The organism is Pseudomonas kribbensis (assembly GCF_003352185.1).
Lineage (GTDB): Bacteria > Pseudomonadota > Gammaproteobacteria > Pseudomonadales > Pseudomonadaceae > Aquipseudomonas > Aquipseudomonas kribbensis.
Genome location: NZ_CP029608.1, coordinates 2507173 through 2526844, shown reverse-complemented (window position 1 = coordinate 2526844; position 19672 = coordinate 2507173). Strand labels below are relative to the sequence as shown.

Genomic DNA, 19672 nt, shown 5'->3' with positions numbered 1-19672 from the left:
TGCCGGTTCATTTTGGTATCATGCGCCGCTTTTACGGTTAACCCCCCGCCTGTCTTGCTGACCGGCGGGCTGCAAAAGGCGGTATTAGATGACGGCTTTGTTGACTCGCCGCAAGGTGCTTGCGGGAATGGGCGTGCTCGGTCTGGGCCTGCTCGCCGGCTGCGACACCCGCGGCCAACTGTCGTACAAGTACGGCAAGGATCTGAGCGACAAGATCCTCGGACGCACCTTCAAGCTCAAGGACACCGAAGGCAACACCGTGACGCTGTCGAGCTTTCGCGGCCTGATGCCGATGATTTTCTTCGGTTTCACCCAGTGCCCGGCGGTCTGCCCGACGACCCTGGCCCGCGCGGCGAAAATCAAGAAGCTGATGGGCAAGGATGGCGACATCCTGCAAGTGGTGTTCATCACCCTCGACCCGGAACGCGATACGCCGCAAATCCTCGACGCCTACGTCAAGACCTTCGACCCGAGCTTCGTCGCCCTCTACGGCACCCTCGAGGAAACCAAGGCCACCGCCAAGGAATTCGACGTCTTCTACGAAAAAGTCCCTGCCGGCGACACTTACACCCTGTCGCACACGTCTACCAGTTATGTCTACGACACCCGCGGCAACCTGCGCGTGGGTCTGTCCCAATCGCTTTCTGCACAAGAGTGTACGGAAGATTTGCAAACCGTCATGGAGGTCTGCTGATGAACCCTTTCCTGAACAACATCAAACGTGCCGCACTGGGCCTGTCCCTGCTGGGCCTGGCCTTCCAGGTTTCGGCGCAGACCAGGGTCGATGACGCCTGGGTGCGTGCAACCGTGCCAAACCAGTCGGCCAGCGGCGCGTTCATGACCGTCACCGCCGACAGCGACAGCAAACTGCTGAGCGTTGCCTCGCCGGTGGCCAAGGACGTGCAGATTCACGAAATGACCATGAAAAACGACGTGATGAGCATGGGCCCGGTCAACTCGGTCGACCTGCCGGCCGGCAAGGCTGTGAAGTTCGATCCGAACGGCTACCACGTGATGCTGATGGGCCTGAACGGTCAACTGAAGGAAGGCGAAACCGTGCCGCTGACCCTGACCGTGGAAAATGCCAAGGGCGAGAAACAGGCCATCGAAGTCCAGGCGCCAGTGCGCTCGCTGACCAACATGGAAGGCCACGATCACAGCAAGATGCATTGATCGCCGGCTGACCGCGTTACGGCTTCAAAAAACAAACGGGGCGGCATGATCGACGATCATGCCGCCCCGTTTGCGTCTAGGTGTCAAGCCGGTTTCAACTCGACATGGATGACGCTCCCGACGCTCATCACGATCGCGCCAGCGCTCTTTTGACCATGCGGTGGCTTTGATACTGCTTATCGAGCTTGTGTAAATGAGCCTCGATTCTGGCAGCGAAAAGCTTGCGACGTCGGCTTCCGTCCATGTGCAGAGCGCCGAAAAGGACGATGGCGGAAATCAATCCCCCCTCTCCAGCGATCCAGGTCGCGATCGCGCCGTACACCAACGAAATCAGGAAAATGGTGAACCTGGGGAGTTTTATACCCAGCTCCTTGAAAAGCATTTCGCCATCAACCAGCAATGCGGACCGAGACAGGCAGTCATTGCGCAACAAGGCAAAGACGCTGTAGTCGATGGCCGCCGTGGTGGCATTGAAGACGCTGACGCGATGGTTTCGTTTCAGATCGAACTCAAGGCCGGAAACATCGATGTCCTCGATCTCGCCATTATCGTTTTCGATTCGCACGACCGTTTCGACATACCCGTCGTCGTCAGTGAGCTTTTGGATTTTGCGTACCGTGCCACTCCAGACAATAAAATCGACATTCATTTTGCGGTACAGAAAATCAAGCATGGCCGTCCTTGTAGATTCAGAGCATTGCACTATGGGCTCAGAGCGCTGGCGGCAAATGCTACTAAGAGGCCACTACGGTGTCCAGAATGCCCTGGGATTCAACTCCCCGCCTCACCATGCGCCTCTTCGAAGAAATAATCCTTCCAGCTGTCCGCCTTGTTTTTCAGCACACCCAGCTCCTGCAGTTTCTCTGCATATATAAAGGTGCGCTGCGGCATCACGGTGAAATCGATTTCCGGGTCGGTGACGATTTTCTCCACCAGCGCCGGCGGTAGCGTCGACTGCTCGACGCGAATGTAGGTCTGAGCCGCCGCAGGCTTGTCAGCCTTGATGATCTGCTCGGCCTCGGCCAGGGCGTCGTAGAACGCCTTGTAGGTTTTCGGGTTTTCGTCGTGGAATTTTTCTGTGGTGTAGAGCACGTTGAACGTGGCCTGGCCGCCGAGTACGTCGCAGGAACTCAGCACTTTTTGATTTCACCTGAACGTCAGCCTTCCAGAAGCGCCTGCAAGCCCGCGCCCAAGCCATCGAACACCGCCGAAACCCGCTGTACCCGACGCATGTCCTGATGCATGGCGATCCACACATCCACCGCAAAATCCAAGAACTCAGGTAAGACTCGGACCAAGCCATGACGCTGTGCCAGTTGCCGGGAACACACGCCAATCCCCAATCCGGCACGCAACGCCGCCCATTGCGCCAGTTGATCATCGGTGCGGATCGCCGTGTTCTCGGCGGAACAATCGAAGCCGCGCTCGCGCAGAAACTCGATCTCGCCCGAATTGCGATCCGGGCCGATCAGCGAAAAACGGCGTAAGTCCTCAGGCGTTTCGGGCACGCCCTGCTCCGCCAGCAATTCGGGCGTGGCGTACAGGCCTTCGGCAAAGCCCTTATGGCGTACGCTGGTTGAACCAGGTTCTGAGCCCGTCGGCGTTCGACGACAAGCGTTTCGCTGTGTCCACAAACGGCGTGACGATCAGGCTGTACACCGTCAGATAACGTGTGCGGTCTTGCTCGCCCGTGCCGAAGCGCAAGGTTTCGGGTTTTGAAGTGGTGACGTACAGCGTGCCGAACAACCAGTCCCACAGTGACAGATTGATCGCGAAGTTCTTGTTGAAATGTCGCGGGGCGTCGCTGTGGTGAATCTGGTGCTGGGCCGGGCTGTTGAGCACATGCTCGACCGCCGGCCCGAACGACAGCCAGACATGGCTGTGCCGCAGATTGGCCCCCAGGCTGTTGATGATCAATGCCAGCCAGGTCACGCCGAACAGGGTGTAGCGGCTGACCTCCCCGCCACAGGCGTACCAGACCACACCGGCGAAGGCGCCAAGGCCGGCGGTGATGACGATTCGTTCAATGATCGATTCGACGATGTGAATCCGGCTGGCCGTGGCCGGCACCAGCACCGGTGCCGAATGATGGACCTTATGAAATTCCCACAGAAAGCGGGAATGAAAGGCGCGGTGAATCCAGTAGTGCAAAAAGTCCCTGAACACAAATACGCCGAGGCCGTATAACAACGCGATCGACGGATGATCCGAGACCTGCTCGCGGGCGCCCCAGAGTCGGGTGAAAAACTGCACGTAGTCGCCTGAGCGCAGGATATGCGGATCGACCAGCGCCACGACCGGCAACACCAGCGCGACCCGCAGAATGCCCTTGATGAAGTAGTAGCGATAATCCAGCCACGCCGAGCGATGCCCATGCACGCGACCGCCGCCGAGGAACTGCCAGAAGCCTGGGGCCTCGGTCAGGCCTCGGGATTTTCTGTAGCGGAACAGACCATAGGCCACGCAATAGGAGGTGAAGATAAACACCACGCCGATGCGACCGTTCAGATCGAACAGATCTGAAGAACTGCTCGGCGACCGGTTCAACCAGCAGTCGGTGCAGATAAGCGTTGAGTTGCGTGAGGACATCCACGGAGGCAGGTCTCCATCAGAGGTCGGGCATTGTAAATCGCAACGTTTCGCAAATGCAGCCGAAAGGGATCAAAGGCGTAATAAACAGCCTGAAACAATTAATCCCCTGCTCCGGTACGCCGGAAAAAGCCTTCCGCCACCCCTGACATGAACGCAGGTCTGGGCCTCAGGCATTTCGCCGTGATCGCACAGCCGTTCGACAGCGGATCAGCTTCGCGTTTAAAAGGGCGATCAGACAGCCCACCCTTGGTATCATCGCGCACACTTTTATGACGGTTTGATGGCTGGAAGGTCTTTTTTGTGAGCGCTCTTTTTCAACGGCTTCGGCACCCCGACGCCCGTCTTCTCTCTCTGGTTTTTCTGGTCCTGATCGTACCGGTGTGCTTGCGTGCGGCACTCGGCTGGTCGAGCCTGTTCGGCTATCTTTCGGACCTGGCCATCGGCAGCCTGCTGGTGGTTCTGTTGCATCGCCGGCCGTGGTGGCTGGCCCTGCCGGTGCTGGTGTTCTGGGGTCTGCTGGCAGTGGCGACGGCAGAACTGGTCAGTGCGGTCGGGCGCCTGCCCAATCCCCAGGACCTGCATTACCTGATCGACCCGCAATTCGTCGAGAACTCCACCGGTGGCGGCTTCGCCCATCCGGGAGTGGCCGGTGCATTGCTGCTGGGCCTGTTGATGTGGCTGGCGACGCAGTGGGCAAACCGAGGAACGCTGGCGCCGGCCCTGCCCCGCGCCGTGTGGTCGGCACCGGTGTTGCTGTTTGCCGCCCATTGGGGCGCACAGAATCTTTCGCCGAGCGACGCCGACCCATGGCGCCTGTACAACCTGCCGCATCAGTTGCTCGCCGCGCAGGTCGCCGACGCGCAAATGCAGGCCGAGGAATGGCTGGAAGGCGGTAGCGAAATACCTCCCCCCTCGATGGCCGGGCTCACTGACCTCGACTTGAACGGCCACTCGTTACTGGCAGCAAAAGGCCAGGCACGCAACGTACTGATCGTTGCCGTAGAAGGCATTCCCGGCGCCTACATCCGCGCCAATCGCGAGGCCATCGGCAGTCATTATCAGGAAGACCTGATGCCCAAGCTCAGCCGTTGGGCCGAGCGCGGCATGAACACGCCGGATTACGTATTGCACACGCACCAGACCATTCGCGGCCTGTACGCCATGCTTTGCGGCGATTACGACAAGCTGAACAACGGTACGCCCAAAGGCGTGGAAATGCTGACCCAGAACGAACGCAATCAGGCCTGCCTGCCAGCCCAATTGCGTCAGAACGGTTTCACTACGCATTACCTGCAAGGCGCCGGCCTGCGCTTCATGGCCAAAGACAAGATCATGCCGCACATCGGCTTCGATGCGACCCATGGCCTTGAGTGGTTCACCAACGCCAACTACCTGGAATTCCCGTGGGGCAAGGACGACAAGGCCTTCTTCGAAGGCGCGCTGGGTTACGTCGGCCAACTGAAGAAACAGAAAAAACCGTGGATGCTGACCCTGCTGACCGTCGGCACCCATCAGCCCTACTCCGCGCCGGAAGACTACCTGCAACGCTACGACACGCCGAAACAGGCCGCCGTCGGGTATCTGGACGATGCCCTGGACCAGTTCCTCAGCGGCCTCGAACGCCAGGGCGTGCTGAAAGACACGCTGGTGGTGATCACCTCGGACGAATCCCATGGCATCGATGGCGTGCGGCTCGCCTCGTCCTGGGGCTTCAACCTGACCCTCGCACCGGAACAGGCCCAGTTGCCACACCTGAACGCCGGGGTCTACGGGCATGTCGATCTGAGCGCATCGATCCTCGATTACTTTGACCTGCCGGTGCCCGCCGCACTTAGCGGCCGCTCTCTGTTTCGCGACTACGACACCGGGCGCGAAATCATGTCGTTCACCAACGGCAAACTGCGCTACCACGACGGCCACGGCATCCTCACCGAATGCGACATGCCACGGCGCTGCCGCGCTTATGCCAGCGAAGGTTTCATCGCCGAAAGCGCCACGTTCAAGGGCAATGCCAGCGGCCAGAATGCGCGGCAGATTGCGGCCCGTGCCGATGCACTGGACCTGTCGCTGCTGCGCACTCCACTGAATCAGCGCTATCAGTTCGGCAGCGACAACGTCATCCCGCTGCAGGCGCAGATCAAGGATGACTGGGCCGACAACCTGATCGGCGCGCAATACCTGGAAATGCCCAAGGGCTCGCACACCCGCGTGCGCCTGACCGTGCGCTCGATGGACCCGCAACAGGCGGCGTACATCCAGCTCAAGGCCAAGGAGTTCGAGCAGGACGTGCAACTGGGCCTACCTTCGGAAATGGTCGCCACGGCGGAGCAGCCGCTGGAAATGGACTTCAGTTTCGACAACCCGCAACCGCGCAAGGCCTTCTCATTCCACTTGCTGGGTTATGGGCTGGGGGCCGTGGAGGTTACGGATTTCAGCGTGATCACCGAGCTGCCGGGGCAGCAGGATCTGCGGGAGGAACTCCCGGAAGACGACACCGCCCAATCGAGCTGATGCCGACGCCAGCGTCACGCGATTCGCGGGACGCTGGCGCAGGGACGATCAGAAGGTAGTGCGCAACCCCACCTGAATGCTTCGCCCTTCTGCCGGCGCAATGTCGCGCAGGATCGAGCTGGCGTAGCGCACGGTCTGGTTGGTCAGGTTCTCGGCATTGACGAAGGCCAGCCATTTGCTCTGGCCAACGTCGAAGTGATACCCCACATTCGCACCCAGCGTGGTGTAACCATCGGTGCTGCTTTCATTGTCCGGCACCCGATGCTGGGAGCTGGCGTGCTCCACATCGATCCGTGCCTGCCAGCGATCCAGCTCCCACAACAAACCGGTATTCAAGCGCAACGGTGCGATGCGTGGCAGATCCTGGCCGTTGTCGAGGTTCTTGGCCCGGGTGTAGTCGCCCGACAACTCCAGCGCGAACTTGCCGTAGGCGCTCTCGCCGAGCTGCCAGCGATCCTGGGCTTCGATGCCGCTGAAGCGTGCGCGGACACCGGAATAGGCGTATTCGGGAATGCCGGCGGCATCTTCTTCGCCTTCATCATTAAGCGTGCGCCCGGTGCCGAGCAGACCAATGTAATTGGAGAAGTGGCTGTAGAACACGCCGACGCTGCCCTTGTGCGTGCCATTGTCAAAACGCAGGGCCAGATCGCTGGAGACGGCTTTCTCTTTCGACAGACCCGCATCCCCGACTTCGAAAGTGCCGGTGGCGACGTGGGCGCCGTTGGCGTACAGCTCGTAGAACGTCGGTGCCCGCTCGGTGTAGCCCAGCGTTGCGGCGACCGACCAGACCGGCGTCAGCGTGTAGACCGCGCCGGACGACAGACTGCCGGCGGTGAAACTGCTGGAGCGATCTGCGTTGGCGAAACGCTCGTTGCCTTTGGCGTCCGGGTCGACCGTGGTGTGTTCCAGGCGTCCGCCGAGGGTGAACAGCAGGCGATCCGTGGCTTGCAGCTCTTCCAGAATGAACAGTGCACCGGCGTTGGTATCGGTGTGCGGCACGAAGGCTTCTTCGCCCAGCGCCGAGAATTCATTGCGACTGACCTGCGCGCCAATCACCCCGTTGAATGGCCCCAACGGCTGGTGCCGGGCTTCAACCCGCGCTTCGTAACCCTTGTTCTTGAATGTGGTGCCGACCTCGCCGTCCTCGATTTCGCGGTGCTGGTAATCGGTGTAACCGGCGTCGAACTTGACCGAGCTGAACGGCCCTTGGAGGTTGCGGATTTCCGAGGCGAACGCGTAGTGCTCCTGCTGCATGCGAATCCGCACGTCGTCTTCGGCCGGCGAGCCGTAATTGGAGTCGTAGTTGCTGTACGACAGCCCCGCGTAACCGTCATCCCAGGTGTACGAACCGCCCACCGCGCCGCCGTCCTGACGACCGTCGCTGTTGGCCAGGCGATGCTTGCTGGAATCGCCATCATCCCCCGCCCGTTCGCGGCTGCTTTTGGCGTAGCCGGGGATTTTCAGGTCATTGAACTCGCGGGCGCTGGCGTCCAGGTGCAGAGCGAACTGACCGTTGCCGGCCTCGAGTTTGCCCGCGCTGCTGCGGGTGGTGTCGGCGCCGCCATAGCGCAGCTCGCCGGCACCGTGGATGCCGTCAATGGATTCGGTCGGGATGCGGTTGTCGAAAGTGTTGACCACCCCGCCGATGGCACTGCCGCCGTAGAGCAACGCGGCCGGGCCACGGACGATTTCGATGCGGTCAACGTTGATCGGATCCAGCGGCACCGCGTGGTCATAGGACAGCGACGAGGCGTCCAGCGCGCCGACGCCGTTGCGCAGGATGCGGATGCGATCGCCATCCTGTCCGCGAATGATCGGGCGACTGGCACCCGGCCCGAAGTAGGACGACGACACGCCCGGCTGCTTGTTCAGAGTTTCGCCGAGGCTGCCCTTCTGCTGCAGCGTCAGGTCATCACCGCTCAACACGGTCGAGGGCGAAGCCAGGGTCTGGCTGCCCAGTGGATTGCCGGTGATGACTTGCGGTTGCAGTTCAAGGGGTTCGGCAGCGAACGCGGGGGATGCGATCAGCAGCGCAGAGGCCAGCAGGCTTGGCGGGAAGGAGGGAAAACGGGCAGACATTTCTAGTATTCCGTAAGGCAGAAAGGAAGGGACCGATGCCGCTGCCACACGGACATGTCAGTAACATCGATCAGATGAAATCATTTTTATGTTATACAATAACATTTCCAATGGCCATCATGATTCTTGCCCGATGTTTACAACAACCGCTCAAGGACGCGTCTTTCAGCACGCGGTATCGCCGATTGCGCACGCACGCCCCGCGTTTCTCCGAAAAAATCCTGAACAGACAGCGGTAAAAGACTTTGCCTATCAGCCACCAATAGTCGGCCTATTAGCTGACCTGCCCAGTCGGGTCTAGCCTTACTAATCCGAAGTCGGCACGAGCCGGCCGCAGAAGACCTGATAAGGACCCGAACATGGCAAATGAATCGAAATGCCCGTTCAATCACGCCGCCGGCGGTGGCACGACGAACCGCGATTGGTGGCCGAATCAACTGAACCTGAAAATCCTGAGTCAGCACTCGCCCGCCTCCGATCCGCTGGGCAAGGACTTCGACTACGCCAAGGCTTTCAAAAGCCTGGATTTCCAGGCCCTGAAACGCGATCTGACGGCGCTGATGACTGACTCCCAGGACTGGTGGCCCGCTGACTTCGGCCACTACGGCCCGCTCTTTATCCGCATGGCCTGGCACAGCGCCGGCACCTATCGCACCGCTGACGGCCGTGGCGGCGCCGGTTCCGGCCAGCAACGCTTCGCCCCGCTCAACAGCTGGCCGGATAACGTCAGCCTCGACAAGGCCCGGCGCCTGCTGTGGCCGATCAAACAGAAATATGGCCGCAACATTTCCTGGGCCGACCTGATCGTCCTCACCGGCAATGTCGCGCTGGAGTCCATGGGCTTCAAGACTTTCGGATTCTCCGGCGGCCGTCCCGATGTGTGGGAGCCGGATGAAGATGTGTACTGGGGTTCGGAAAACACCTGGCTGGGTGGCGACACCCGTTACGGCAAACACCCCGAAGCCATGCAGGAACCGGGCGACGGCACGCTGGTGGCCGAACCGGCCGAGCACGGCCATGAACAGAGCCGCACCAACCAGGGCGAACGCAATCTGGAAAACCCGCTGGCCGCCGTGCAGATGGGCCTGATCTACGTGAACCCGGAAGGCCCAGAGGGCAATCCCGATCCGGTGGCCTCGGCCCGGGACATTCGCGAAACCTTCGGCCGCATGGCCATGAACGACGAAGAAACCGTCGCCCTGATCGCCGGCGGCCACGCCTTCGGCAAAACCCACGGTGCCGGCCCGGCCGATAACGTCGGCCCGGAACCGGAAGCCGCCGGTCTCGAGCTTCAGGGCCTGGGCTGGAAAAACAGCTTCGGCAGCGGCAAAGGTGCGGACACCATCACCAGCGGTCTGGAAGTGACCTGGACCACCACTCCGACCAAATGGAGCAACAACTATCTGGAAAACCTGTTCGGCTTCGAGTGGGAACTGACCAAGAGCCCGGCCGGTGCCCATCAATGGAAACCGAAAAACGGCGCTGGGGCCGGCACCATTCCCCATGCTCACGACCCGAACAAACGCATCGACCCGACGATGCTCACCTCTGACCTGGCCCTGCGCTTCGACCCGGCCTACGAGAAGATTTCGCGGCGTTTCCTGGCCAATCCCGATCAACTGGCCGACGCCTTCGCCCGGGCCTGGTACAAACTGATCCACCGCGATATGGGTCCGCTGTCACGCTATCTCGGCCCGGAAATGCCGCAGGAAGAACTGCTGTGGCAAGACCCGATTCCCGAGGCCAAGCATCCGCTGATCGACGACAACGATATCAGGGCGTTGAAAGGCAAAGTGCTGGCGTCGGGACTGTCGGTTTCGGAACTGGTCTCCACCGCTTGGGCGGCCGCTTCGACTTTCCGTGGTTCGGACAAACGCGGCGGCGCCAACGGCGGACGTCTGCGTCTGGCACCGCAACGGTTCTGGCAGGCCAACCAGCCGGAACAACTGGACAAGGTGCTCAAAACCCTCGAAAGCATTCAGAACGAGTTCAACGTCGGCGCATCGGGCAAGAAAGTCTCGCTGGCGGACCTGATCGTGCTGGCCGGTAATGCCGGGGTCGAACAGGCAGCGAAAAACGCCGGCCATTCGGTCACCGTCCCCTTCTCTCCCGGCCGTACCGATGCGACTCAGGAGCAGACCGACGTCGAATCGTTCGGCTTCCTCGAACCGCACACCGACGGCTTCCGCAACTACGCCGCCAGCACCTATCGCGTGCCGGCCGAAGCGTTGCTGATCGACAAGGCGCAACTGCTGACGCTCTCGGCACCGGAGTTGACCGTTCTGGTCGGCGGACTGCGGGTGCTGGACACCAACGTCGGCAAAACTAAGCATGGGGTGTTCACCGACAAGCCCGGCGCACTGACCAACGACTTCTTCCGCAACCTGCTGGACATGGGCGTGGAATGGAAACCGACGTCCAAGGCGGCGGACGAGTTCGAAGGTCGCGACCGCAAGACCGGCAATGTGAAATGGACAAGCACGCGCGTCGATCTCGTGTTCGGTTCCAACGCGATACTGCGGGCGCTGGCCGAGGTGTACGCCAGTTCCGATGCGAAAGAGCAGTTCGTCAATGACTTCGTTGCGGCATGGGCGAAGGTGATGGATCTGGACCGGTTTGATTTGCGCCAATAGTTTTTCATCCACCCACAAAAACGCCGCTCATCGAGCGGCGTTTTTTATTGCCCTGAAACAGCTTCAGGCAAGGCTTTTGCTGACCACTTCATACACATCACTGGACAGCTGACCGGATGCCAGAATCCGCTCCAGCTCTGCCTTCATCAACGCCTGACGAGCGCTGTCATACTTGCGCCAGCGCGTCAGCGGCGCCAATTGGCGCGAAGCGATCTGCGGGTTGAAGCCGTTCAGCTCGATCACCAGATCCGCGAGGAAGCGATAACCCGAACCATCCGCCGCGTGGAAGTTGATCAGGTTCTGCCCGGCGAAAGCGCCGACCAGCGCACGCACCTTGTTCGGGTTCTTGATGTTGAACGCCGGGTGCTGCATCAGCGCTTTCACGCGCGCCAGACCGCCGGGCAAAGTGCTGCCGGCCTGCACGCTGAACCACTGATCCATGACCAGCGGATTGTCCTTGAAGTGCTCGGCGAAACTGGCCAGGGCCTTGGCCTTCTCGGCGTCGAACGGCGAGTTGACCAGCACCGCCAGCGCGGTGAGGCGCTCGGTCATGTTGTCACAGGCGTCGAACTGCTCGAGCGTTGCCGCCAGCACTTCAGGCTTGCCGCTCAGCATCAGGTACGACAGCGCAATGTTCTGCAACGCGCGACGGGCGAAATGCTCGGCTTCGGCCACGTACGGGGTCTTTTTCGACAGTTCGCGGTTGGCCTGATAACGCTGCCACAGGGCCTCGAACAGGTTGTCCGCCAGTTGCTGACGGGCGAATTCGCGAGCGGTGTGGATCGCGTCCACGTCGGCGGTTTCGCTGATTTCGGTCAGGTAGGCTTCGCTCGGCAGCGAGAGCATTTCCGCAACCATCGCCTGATCCAGCGTCTGGTCAGCCAGCACGGTACGCAGGGCGGAAATCAGACGTGGGTCGAGCACCAGGCTTTCGCCCTTCTGCTGCTGGCCGATCAGTTCCTGCAACACCTGCACCGACAGTTGCTGGCCGGCATCCCAGCGATTGAATCCGTCGCTGTCATGCTGCATCAGGAACATCAGTTGATCGCGGTTGTACGGGAAGCTCAGTTTCACCGGTGCCGAGAAACCACGCAGCAAGGACGGCAGCGGTTGTTCGGCGATGTCGACGAAGGTAAAGGTCTGCTCGGCCTCGGTCACCGAAATCACTCGGGTAGTGCCTTGTGCAGCGGCTTCGCCGGCCAGACGCAGGGCAATCTCGTTGCCTTGGCTGTCGAGCAGGCCCAGTTCCACCGGGATCACGAACGGCAGCTTTTCAACCTTGTCCGGGGTTTCCGGGCAGCTCTGACGGAAGGTCAGGCTGTAGGTTTTCGCGGCGGCGTCGTAAGACTCGCTCACCGCCAGTCGCGGTGTGCCGGCCTGGCTGTACCAGCGCTTGAACTGAGTCAGGTCGACGCCGTTGGCATCTTCCATGGCCTTGATGAAGTCATCGCAGGTCACGGCCTGGCCGTCATGTCGTTCGAAGTACAGGTCGCTGCCCTTGCGGAAGCCTTCGGCGCCCAGCAGGGTGTGGATCATGCCGACCACTTCCGAACCCTTTTCATAGACGGTCAGGGTGTAGAAGTTGGAAATCTCGATGAAGCTGTCCGGGCGTACGGCGTGGGCCATGGGACCTGCATCTTCGGCGAACTGGTGGGTACGCAGGTACGCCACGTCCTGAATGCGCTTGACCGTGGCCGAGTTCATGTCGGAGGAGAAACCGGCATCACGGAATACGGTGAAGCCTTCTTTCAGCGACAGCTGGAACCAGTCGCGGCAGGTCACGCGGTTGCCCGACCAGTTGTGGAAGTATTCGTGGGCGACGATCGCCTCGACCCGCTGGTGCGCAGCGTCGGTGGCGGTTTCGGCACGGGCCAGCACGGCGCTGGAGTTGAAGATGTTGAGGCCCTTGTTCTCCATCGCGCCCATGTTGAAGTCGTTCACCGCGACGATCATGAAGATGTCCAGATCGTACTCGCGACCGTAGACCTCTTCGTCCCAGCGCATCGACTTCTTCAGGCTGTTCATGGCGTGCTGGCACTTGTCGATGTTTTCCGGCTCGACATAAATGCGCAGCGCCACGTTGCGGTTGGTCATGGTGGTGAAAGAGTCTTCAACGCACCACAAGTCACCGGCCACCAGCGCGAACAGGTACGCCGGCTTCATGAACGGGTCTTCCCAGGTCGCCCAGTGCCGGCCGTCTTCGCCGGGGCCGCTGGCGATCGGGTTGCCGTTGGACAGCAGCACCGGATAGCTGTGCTGCTCGGCGACCACAGTGGTGGTGAACTTGCTCATCACGTCCGGACGGTCGAGGTAATAGGTGATCTTGCGGAAGCCTTCGGCCTCGCACTGGGTGCAGAACATCGTGCCGGACTTGTACAGGCCTTCCAGCGCGGTGTTGGTTTCCGGATGGATCTTGACGCTGGTGTCGACCGTGAAGGTTTCGCTCTTCGGCTGCAGGGTCAGGTGATTCTCGGTCAACTGGTAGTCGGCGGCGCTCAGTTCCTGGTCGGCCAGGGTCACCGAGAGCAGTTCCAGCTGCTGGCCATCGAGCACCAGCGGCGGCAGGCCCGGGCCACGGGCCGGGTTGCGGCGCATCACCAGTTGCGCGTGGACCAGACTGTGGTCCTCGAACAACTCGAAGGTCAGGTGTGTTTCATCGATCAGGTACTCGGGCGCCTGATAGTCCTTCAGGTAAATCATCTTCGGTTGTTCGGTGCGCATGCTGAAGTCCTTATTGATGCACGGCGAGCTGATAAGCCGTGTACTTGCGAATGTTGATCACGCCGGTGTCGAAGATCAGGTACTGGCCCTTGATCCCCAGCAGCGTGCCTTCGGCAATCGGGTTCTTGTCCAGGTTGAAGCTGACGATCTTGGCCGGGTACTGCTCGACCGGGTAACGGATTTCCAGCGGCTCGACATCGGTGACCGGTTGAATCGCCTGCAGGCCGAAACGTTCCTGCAAGCCTTGCAGGCCTTCGGCGCAGCTGTCGAACAGCTGATCGCGCACCTGTGCCAGATCCACCGCCGCCGCATCGCCCTTGAGCAGCGCGCGCCAGTTGGTCTTGTCCGCCACCTGACTGCGAAACAGGTCTTCGACGAATCCGGACTGCTGGCGCGTGGCGACGCGCATGATCGGCAGCGCCTGACTGGCGCCCTGGTCAAGCCAGCGGGTCGGCAGTTGAGTCGCGCGAGTGATGCCGACCTTGATCCCCGACGAATTGGCGAGATAGACGACGTGGTCGGTCATGCAGAACTTCTCGCCCCACTCCGGTTCCCGACAGGTGCCGGCGTCGAAGTGGCAGCGCTCCGGGCTCATGATGCACACGTCGCACTGGGCCAGTTTGGTCATGCACGGGTAGCAGTAACCCTGACTGAAACTGGTCTTGGTCTTGCGTCCGCAATGGGTGCAGTGAATCGCCCCCAGGTATTCCAGACGCACCGTGGTGCCGATCAACGGGTTGACCGGTACCTCGACGTCATCCAGACGAAACGCGTATTGCACGTTCGGCCCGTCCAGGCGCGCCGACATTTTGCTGATTGCACCGCGGCCAATCTCGATCAATGGATGGCGTCCGATTTGAACAGGATGTTCGGCACTTCGATCGACTTCGACGCACACTCCTGCGGGCCCATGTAACCGGTGCGCTCTTCTTCGGGCAGGTTCTGGATTTCCCAGGCGATCATCGCCTGCAGCGACAGCTCGCGCTGTTCGGCGGTGAGCTTGCCACCGTCGGACCATTTGCCGATTTCCACAGCCAGTTTCAGGCTCTGGTAGATGTCGGGGGTAATGTTTTTGATCAGTTCGGAAAAAGACGACATGTTGAACACTCTCCAGAAAATGTCGCTAGTTTAACGGTGCCGATGCCCCGGCACACTGCCGGGCATCAGATGGGCGAGCGGATCGACGGGCGTCACGCCCGTCGTCCTAGAACTCCCTTGAAAGTTTTACCTGAGTCAGTTCCTTCTCCAGCGCCCGCCGGAAGATCTGCGGCGCAGTGAAGGTATAGAGGGCAAAGCCCAGCCAGACCCAGTCGATGACCTCGGCGGCAGCGGGATAACCCTGTGCCGTGACGGTGATGACCGTAACCCGGTAGACCACGAACATGGCCAGTAACAGAACAATGGCCCGGGTGTTGCTGCGCTCGGTCATCCAGCTGTTGAAGCGCCACCACAGCCCCATGAACGGGTTGCTGCGCGCTTTTACGGCAGTCAACAGGCCCAGCGCCGCGACGTTGTTGGCGTTTTCCTGCAGGGCCCAGATCGCGTGTTCGCGCGCGCCGTTGATATTGCCCTGGCGCAACAGCAAGTGACCCAGCACGATCACCGCCGCTGCATGCCCGGGATCGGCCTGCAACGCCTGTCGGGCAAAACCTTCGGCCTGTTCCCAGTGACCGCAGGCCTTGTGGTATTCGGCCATGGCCACCAGATTGGCTGCGCCATCCGGGTCGAGTTCCAGGGCCTTTTCCAGCAGCGCCTGGCTCTGGCTCAGACGCCCGGTGAGCTGGAACAGATCAGCGAGGCTGCGGTAATAACTCGGCTCGTCCGGCTCCAGTTCGAGCAGTTGCAACAGGTGCTGTTCGGCGCTCTTGAACCGCCGGGCACCCATGTCGGCCATTGCGGCAGCGTAATGCGCCAGCGGCAGCAAAGCATCCAGTGCCAGCGCCATCGAGGCTTCATGCCGCGCCGCATGCAGTCGCCGCAGGCTGATCAGGCACAGCGCCAGCAACGCGTGCGCTTCCGCACATTCGGGGTCGTCGGCGAGCAATTGCCGCAGGCTGTCGACGGCGCCGTCATAGTGATGGGCGTGCAGACGCTGGTAAGCCAGTTCCAACAGTTGGGACGTATTCATCAGCTCACCACCAGATACCAAAGGGTTGCAGGCACCAGTTTGACCACCACTCCCTTGAGCACAAAGGCGCCGCCGAGGGCGACCAGCGGTGCAAAGCGGTTTAGCTCGCCGCCGTAGTACTGATACAGCTCGATGGTGGAGTTCTGCAGGGTATACAGCACGTAACCGATGGTGAGTTTCCACACCACCAGGACCAGCAGCGCGTATTGAATCTCGGCCTGGGTCGTCAGGTAGCCATTGTTCAGCAGGCTGATCAGCAACAGGCCGATGATCACGCTGCCGACCGTACCGACGCCGACCCAGATCCATTCACGGACCCGCGTCGGGCTGCCCACCGCAATCGAATTCAGCACAAACCACGGCAGTCCCAGCCACAGGCCGCCCATCATCAGGGCCAGCAGCGGCCAGAACGGCGCCACGGCAAACCTGGCGAGGCCACCCGGACGGGGTTCGTCCTCGATCCGGTACACACTCTTGGTTCCCATCAGCGCCCCTTGCCATGCTTGTCGAGAAAAGCCAGCACTTCGTCGTACTGATTGCCTTCGTTGGCGTAGCGCGCGTAATTGCGCGCCGTGGTCAGCCATTCCAGCGTTGTCGCGCGCACATCTTTCAAGGCCTGCTTGAAATGGCGGTCACAGATCGGCTGTTCAGCGCCCTCACTGATCGACTCTTCGATGGCTTCATCGGCGGCGGTATCCACCAGTTCGCCGAGATCGGCCCCGGAGAACCCCGAGGTGTGTTTGGCCAGGAATGCGAAGTCGATATCCGCTGCAAGCGGACGGCCCTTGACCATCAGTTGCAGCATGTTTTCCCGGGCCGCGCGATCCGGTGGCGGCACGAACAGCACCCGGTCGAACCGGCCGGGCCGGCGGAACGCCGAATCCACCGACCACGGCACGTTGGTCGCGGCCAGGATCAGCACGCCATGGTTGTTTTTGGCAAAACCGTCCATTTCCGAGAGGAACGTGCTGACCAGTTTCGACGAGGTCGATTCACGGGTATTGGAGCGTTTGCCACCCAGCGCCTCGACTTCATCGAAGAACATTACCGCCGGCGCCTGGGCCCGCGCCTGCTCGAACAGGGCGTGGAGCTTGCGCTCGGACTCGCCGATGTACATGTCCAGCACATCGGAAATCGCCACGTTGAAAAACTTGGCCTTGCACTCCCCGGCCGTGGCCCGGGCCAGCAAGGTCTTGCCGCAACCTGGCGGGCCATACAACAGCACACCACCGCCGACACGCTTGCGAAAACGCTCGAAGAGCCCGGGTTTCTGGTACGGCAGGATGATTTTCTTGTGGATGGTTTTCTTCAGATCGTCCAGACCGCCGATGTCGTTGAACGTGACGGTCTTGTCCTCGGGAACCAGCAGGCGCCGGACTTCGGTCTGATCAGTGTCGTCGTTGGAAATCACCCGCAGTTTCGGGCGCCCTTCCCCGCCCCTGAAATCGGTGACGGAGACGTTCAAGCGGCGCCACAGCGCCATGTCTTCCAGCGACGGATTGGCGTTGATGGCCGCCCGGTATTCGACCTGGGCTTCCTTGAGACGATCCAGATCCGCCAGGGCCCGCGCCCGCAGCAATTGCGCTGCGGGATCTTCGCCCGTGACCAGAGACAAGGCTTTCTGCGCCTGCCCGGCTGCCAGATACAGTTGCGCGGCCACCGGCTTGAGCGATGCGAAGTCGGCCCGTTGTTCGAGTTCTTCGGGAATCAGCTTGAGCCCGCGCTCGACTTCACCGCGCTCCAGGCACGCCTTGAGCAACAACGTGATCAGCGCGACGTTCCCCGGCGAGGCGCTTAATGCCGCCTCCAGTTGATCCAGCGTCGTGTCATCCATGGTGAATCCTTGTGACAGCCAGTTGCAGAGTGAAAAAATTGAACGCGCGAACCGATTTCATCGCAGCACCTCCGGCCGCTCGACATCGACCCAGACAAATTTATGCGGATCCAGACGCGTTTCCTGATCCAGACGATAAGCCACCAGTTTGCCGTAGAGCACGGCGCTGTAATCCAGGCACGCGAGGTTCGGGCGGATCGGCGCCGGTTTGCCGCTGCGCCAGTAGTGGCCGACAAACAGCAACGGCTCATCGACGCCATAGCGCAGCAGGGAATTCTTTTCGCTGGAGGTCAGCGGCTTTTGCGCCACCGGCTCCGGCAGTGCATCGGGCTGGAACACGATGTCGCCGTAGGTCTGCGGATCGTCCTCCCAGAACTTGGTGCGGAAGAACGAACGCACCAGACCGTCGCCGCTGGTCATGGTCAGGCCATCCGGCAGGCGCATGTCGGTGCCGCGCAGCAGGCGATCGAACACCGTGCAGGCGAAACTGCCCGGTACGGCGGAAGCCTGAAGGAAGTGCTCATCGATGCAGCCATCGGGGAACAGCGCGCGCAACGGCTCGATCAGGCCGGCATCCCAGCAGGCATGCACGACCCGGAAGCGTCCGGCGTCGACAAACAGCGGCAGCTCATAGAACCAACGCTGGAAGTCGTGCCAGTCGCCCGGATGGTCTTCGAACTGGGTCAGGGTTTCATGCAGCAAACGGGCGTGGCGCGGCGTGTGCTCGCGCACGAACTGCTTGCCGCTGCCCGGTGGTGCCGGTGTGCTCCAGCCCAGTGCATTGAATTCGTGGTTGCCCATGATGCACAAGGCCTGGCCGGCCTCGACCATGTCGTGGACGATGTGCAGCGCCTCGCGAATCCGCGGGCCACGGTCGATGATGTCGCCGACGAACACGGCCATGCGCGAAGGATGCCGCCAGACCCCGCCCTGCTTGTGGTAACCGAGACGGTCCAGCAGGTGTTCCAGGGTCAGGGCGCATCCGTGCACGTCACCGATCAGGTCATAACTGCGCGCGGGATCGAGCATCAGTCGCCTCCACCACCCAGCTTGCTGCCCCAGCCGAGTTTGGTGCGGCAGACCTCGTAGTAGTTGTGGTCGAGCGGATGGATCAACCGCAGCTTCTGCGCTTTCTTGCTGACGGTGATGGTGTCGCCCGGCGCGCAGGTGAAGTGGTTCTGCCCGTCGCAGGAGACCTGCGGGTAGATCTGCATATCTTTGGACACGACGATTTTCAGCTCACTGTTGCCATCGACCACGATCGGTCTGCCCGACAAGGTATGGGGGTACATCGGCACAATCACAATAGCGTCGAGCTTGGGATGCATGATCGGGCCGCCGGCGGACAGTGCGTACGCGGTGGAGCCGGTCGGCGTGGCGACGATCAGGCCGTCGGCCTTCTGGCTGCAGACGAACTGGCCGTCGATGTACAGCTCGAACTCGATCATCCGCGTCGATTTGCCCGGGTGCAGCACCACGTCGTTCAGCGCATCGCCCTGGCCGATGGCCTCGGCGTGGCGGCGGACTTCGGCCTGCAGCAGGAAGCGGTTTTCCACCAGATAGTGGCCGTCGAGTACTTCGGCGACCTTGATTTCCAGCTCGTCCGGGCGGATGTCGGTGAGAAAGCCGAGGCTGCCACGGTTGATCCCGAGCACCGGAATGTTGTGCTTGGCCAGCGCCCGGGCCGCACCGAGCAGGCTGCCGTCACCGCCGACGACGATGACCATGTCGCAGACTTCGCCGAGCATCTTGCGCGAGGAGGTTTGCAGGCCATGGCCGGGCAGGACTTCGGCGATGGTGTCTTCGAGGATCACATGCAGGTGACGATCGAGCAGAAAGCGTTTCAGTCGGCGGACGGTATCCAGCACCTGGGAACTGCCCAGGCGACCGATGATGCCGATATTACGAAATTGCTCCATGGGACTCCTGCTGGGGCTGCGACGGCGAAAACGACGATTATGGGCGAAAGCGCCGGATAGACAAAACCCTTTCAGCCCGAGA

15 protein-coding genes and 2 pseudogenes are annotated in these 19672 nt (G+C 61.2%); 4 read left to right on the top strand and 13 right to left on the bottom strand.

Features of this window, described 5'->3' with window-relative positions; genetic code table 11:
- Positions 1-88 precede the first annotated feature (88 nt).
- Positions 89-694 carry an SCO family protein gene (locus DLD99_RS11720; RefSeq protein ID WP_085708575.1) on the top strand — a complete coding sequence of 202 codons (606 nt, stop codon included), beginning with the start codon at positions 89-91 and terminating at the stop codon, positions 692-694.
- Complete coding sequence (locus DLD99_RS11715; RefSeq protein WP_085708576.1) at positions 694-1173, top strand: copper chaperone PCu(A)C; 480 nt, start codon at positions 694-696, stop codon at positions 1171-1173. The genes DLD99_RS11720 and DLD99_RS11715 overlap by 1 nt, the downstream gene beginning before the upstream one ends.
- Before the next feature lie 127 nt (positions 1174-1300).
- On the opposite strand, the gene DLD99_RS11710 is transcribed toward DLD99_RS11715, so the two are convergent.
- The 4 genes and pseudogenes from DLD99_RS11710 to DLD99_RS11695 form a co-directional block, all read right to left on the bottom strand.
- Positions 1301-1846 (bottom strand): hypothetical protein, encoded by a 546-nt coding sequence (locus DLD99_RS11710; protein ID WP_114882303.1) that lies wholly within the window; start codon positions 1844-1846, stop codon positions 1301-1303.
- 98 nt (positions 1847-1944) lie between these two features.
- Positions 1945-2313, bottom strand: a pseudogene (locus DLD99_RS11705) (ABC transporter substrate-binding protein); the annotation flags it as partial.
- Positions 2314-2330: 17 nt separating this feature from the next.
- Complete coding sequence (locus tag DLD99_RS11700; RefSeq protein ID WP_244220790.1) at positions 2331-2681, bottom strand: LysR substrate-binding domain-containing protein; 351 nt, start codon at positions 2679-2681, stop codon at positions 2331-2333.
- Positions 2682-2733: 52 nt separating this feature from the next.
- Positions 2734-3766, bottom strand: a pseudogene (locus DLD99_RS11695) (sterol desaturase family protein).
- Positions 3767-4065: 299 nt separating this feature from the next.
- Between DLD99_RS11695 and DLD99_RS11690 the strand changes: the two are divergent.
- Complete coding sequence (locus DLD99_RS11690) at positions 4066-6276, top strand: LTA synthase family protein (protein WP_114882302.1); 2211 nt, start codon at positions 4066-4068, stop codon at positions 6274-6276.
- 48 nt (positions 6277-6324) lie between these two features.
- Here the strand turns inward: DLD99_RS11690 and DLD99_RS11685 are convergent, their stop codons facing one another.
- On the bottom strand, positions 6325-8355 hold the full coding sequence (locus tag DLD99_RS11685; protein WP_114882301.1) for a TonB-dependent receptor: 2031 nt from the start codon (positions 8353-8355) through the stop codon (positions 6325-6327).
- A 359-nt stretch (positions 8356-8714) separates the two neighbouring features.
- On the opposite strand from DLD99_RS11685, the gene katG reads away from it, so the two are divergent.
- Positions 8715-10988, top strand: a complete 2274-nt coding sequence (katG, locus tag DLD99_RS11680) for a catalase/peroxidase HPI (RefSeq protein ID WP_114882300.1) — start codon at positions 8715-8717, stop codon at positions 10986-10988.
- 63 nt (positions 10989-11051) lie between these two features.
- Here katG and pepN read toward each other — a convergent pair whose 3' ends face one another.
- From pepN to DLD99_RS11640, 8 genes are all read right to left on the bottom strand, one after another.
- The gene (gene pepN, locus DLD99_RS11675; RefSeq protein WP_114882299.1) at positions 11052-13709 is read right to left on the bottom strand and encodes an aminopeptidase N; all 2658 of its coding nucleotides are present in this window, start codon (positions 13707-13709) and stop codon (positions 11052-11054) included.
- Positions 13710-13719: 10 nt separating this feature from the next.
- A complete protein-coding gene (locus DLD99_RS11670; protein WP_102621881.1) occupies positions 13720-14550 on the bottom strand; it encodes a DUF2797 domain-containing protein in 831 nt (276 codons plus the stop codon).
- Entirely contained in the window at positions 14547-14807 is a 261-nt protein-coding gene (locus tag DLD99_RS11665) for a YeaC family protein (RefSeq protein ID WP_114882298.1), read from the bottom strand. The genes DLD99_RS11670 and DLD99_RS11665 overlap by 4 nt, the downstream gene beginning before the upstream one ends.
- A gap of 106 nt (positions 14808-14913) precedes the next feature.
- Positions 14914-15837 (bottom strand): tetratricopeptide repeat protein, encoded by a 924-nt coding sequence (locus DLD99_RS11660; RefSeq protein WP_114882297.1) that lies wholly within the window; start codon positions 15835-15837, stop codon positions 14914-14916.
- Entirely contained in the window at positions 15837-16322 is a 486-nt protein-coding gene (locus DLD99_RS11655) for a hypothetical protein (RefSeq protein WP_114882296.1), read from the bottom strand. Before DLD99_RS11655 ends, DLD99_RS11660 begins: the two co-directional genes overlap by 1 nt.
- On the bottom strand, positions 16322-17671 hold the full coding sequence (locus DLD99_RS11650) for an ATP-binding protein (protein WP_114882295.1): 1350 nt from the start codon (positions 17669-17671) through the stop codon (positions 16322-16324). The genes DLD99_RS11655 and DLD99_RS11650 overlap by 1 nt, the downstream gene beginning before the upstream one ends.
- Positions 17672-17728: 57 nt before the next feature.
- The gene (locus tag DLD99_RS11645; RefSeq protein ID WP_371856526.1) at positions 17729-18703 is read right to left on the bottom strand and encodes a metallophosphoesterase; all 975 of its coding nucleotides are present in this window, start codon (positions 18701-18703) and stop codon (positions 17729-17731) included.
- A complete protein-coding gene (locus DLD99_RS11640; RefSeq protein ID WP_011333623.1) occupies positions 18700-19590 on the bottom strand; it encodes an NAD(+) kinase in 891 nt (296 codons plus the stop codon). The genes DLD99_RS11645 and DLD99_RS11640 overlap by 4 nt, the downstream gene beginning before the upstream one ends.
- Between the last annotated feature and the right edge of the window lie 82 nt (positions 19591-19672).

Bases quoted from the DNA above. Each gene is read 5' to 3' on its own strand.
- DLD99_RS11720 (WP_085708575.1), top strand. From the start codon at position 89: ATGACGGCTTTGTTGACTCGCCGCAAGGTGCTTGCGGGAATGGGCGTG.
- katG (WP_114882300.1), top strand. From the start codon at position 8,715: ATGGCAAATGAATCGAAATGCCCGTTCAATCACGCCGCCGGCGGTGGC.
- DLD99_RS11710 (WP_114882303.1), bottom strand. From the start codon at position 1,846: ATGCTTGATTTTCTGTACCGCAAAATGAATGTCGATTTTATTGTCTGG.
- DLD99_RS11640 (WP_011333623.1), bottom strand. From the start codon at position 19,590: ATGGAGCAATTTCGTAATATCGGCATCATCGGTCGCCTGGGCAGTTCC.
- DLD99_RS11660 (WP_114882297.1), bottom strand. From the start codon at position 15,837: ATGAATACGTCCCAACTGTTGGAACTGGCTTACCAGCGTCTGCACGCC.
- DLD99_RS11655 (WP_114882296.1), bottom strand. From the start codon at position 16,322: ATGGGAACCAAGAGTGTGTACCGGATCGAGGACGAACCCCGTCCGGGT.
- DLD99_RS11715 (WP_085708576.1), top strand. From the start codon at position 694: ATGAACCCTTTCCTGAACAACATCAAACGTGCCGCACTGGGCCTGTCC.
- pepN (WP_114882299.1), bottom strand. From the start codon at position 13,709: ATGCGCACCGAACAACCGAAGATGATTTACCTGAAGGACTATCAGGCG.
- DLD99_RS11665 (WP_114882298.1), bottom strand. From the start codon at position 14,807: ATGTCGTCTTTTTCCGAACTGATCAAAAACATTACCCCCGACATCTAC.
- DLD99_RS11650 (WP_114882295.1), bottom strand. From the start codon at position 17,671: ATGGATGACACGACGCTGGATCAACTGGAGGCGGCATTAAGCGCCTCG.
- DLD99_RS11685 (WP_114882301.1), bottom strand. From the start codon at position 8,355: ATGTCTGCCCGTTTTCCCTCCTTCCCGCCAAGCCTGCTGGCCTCTGCG.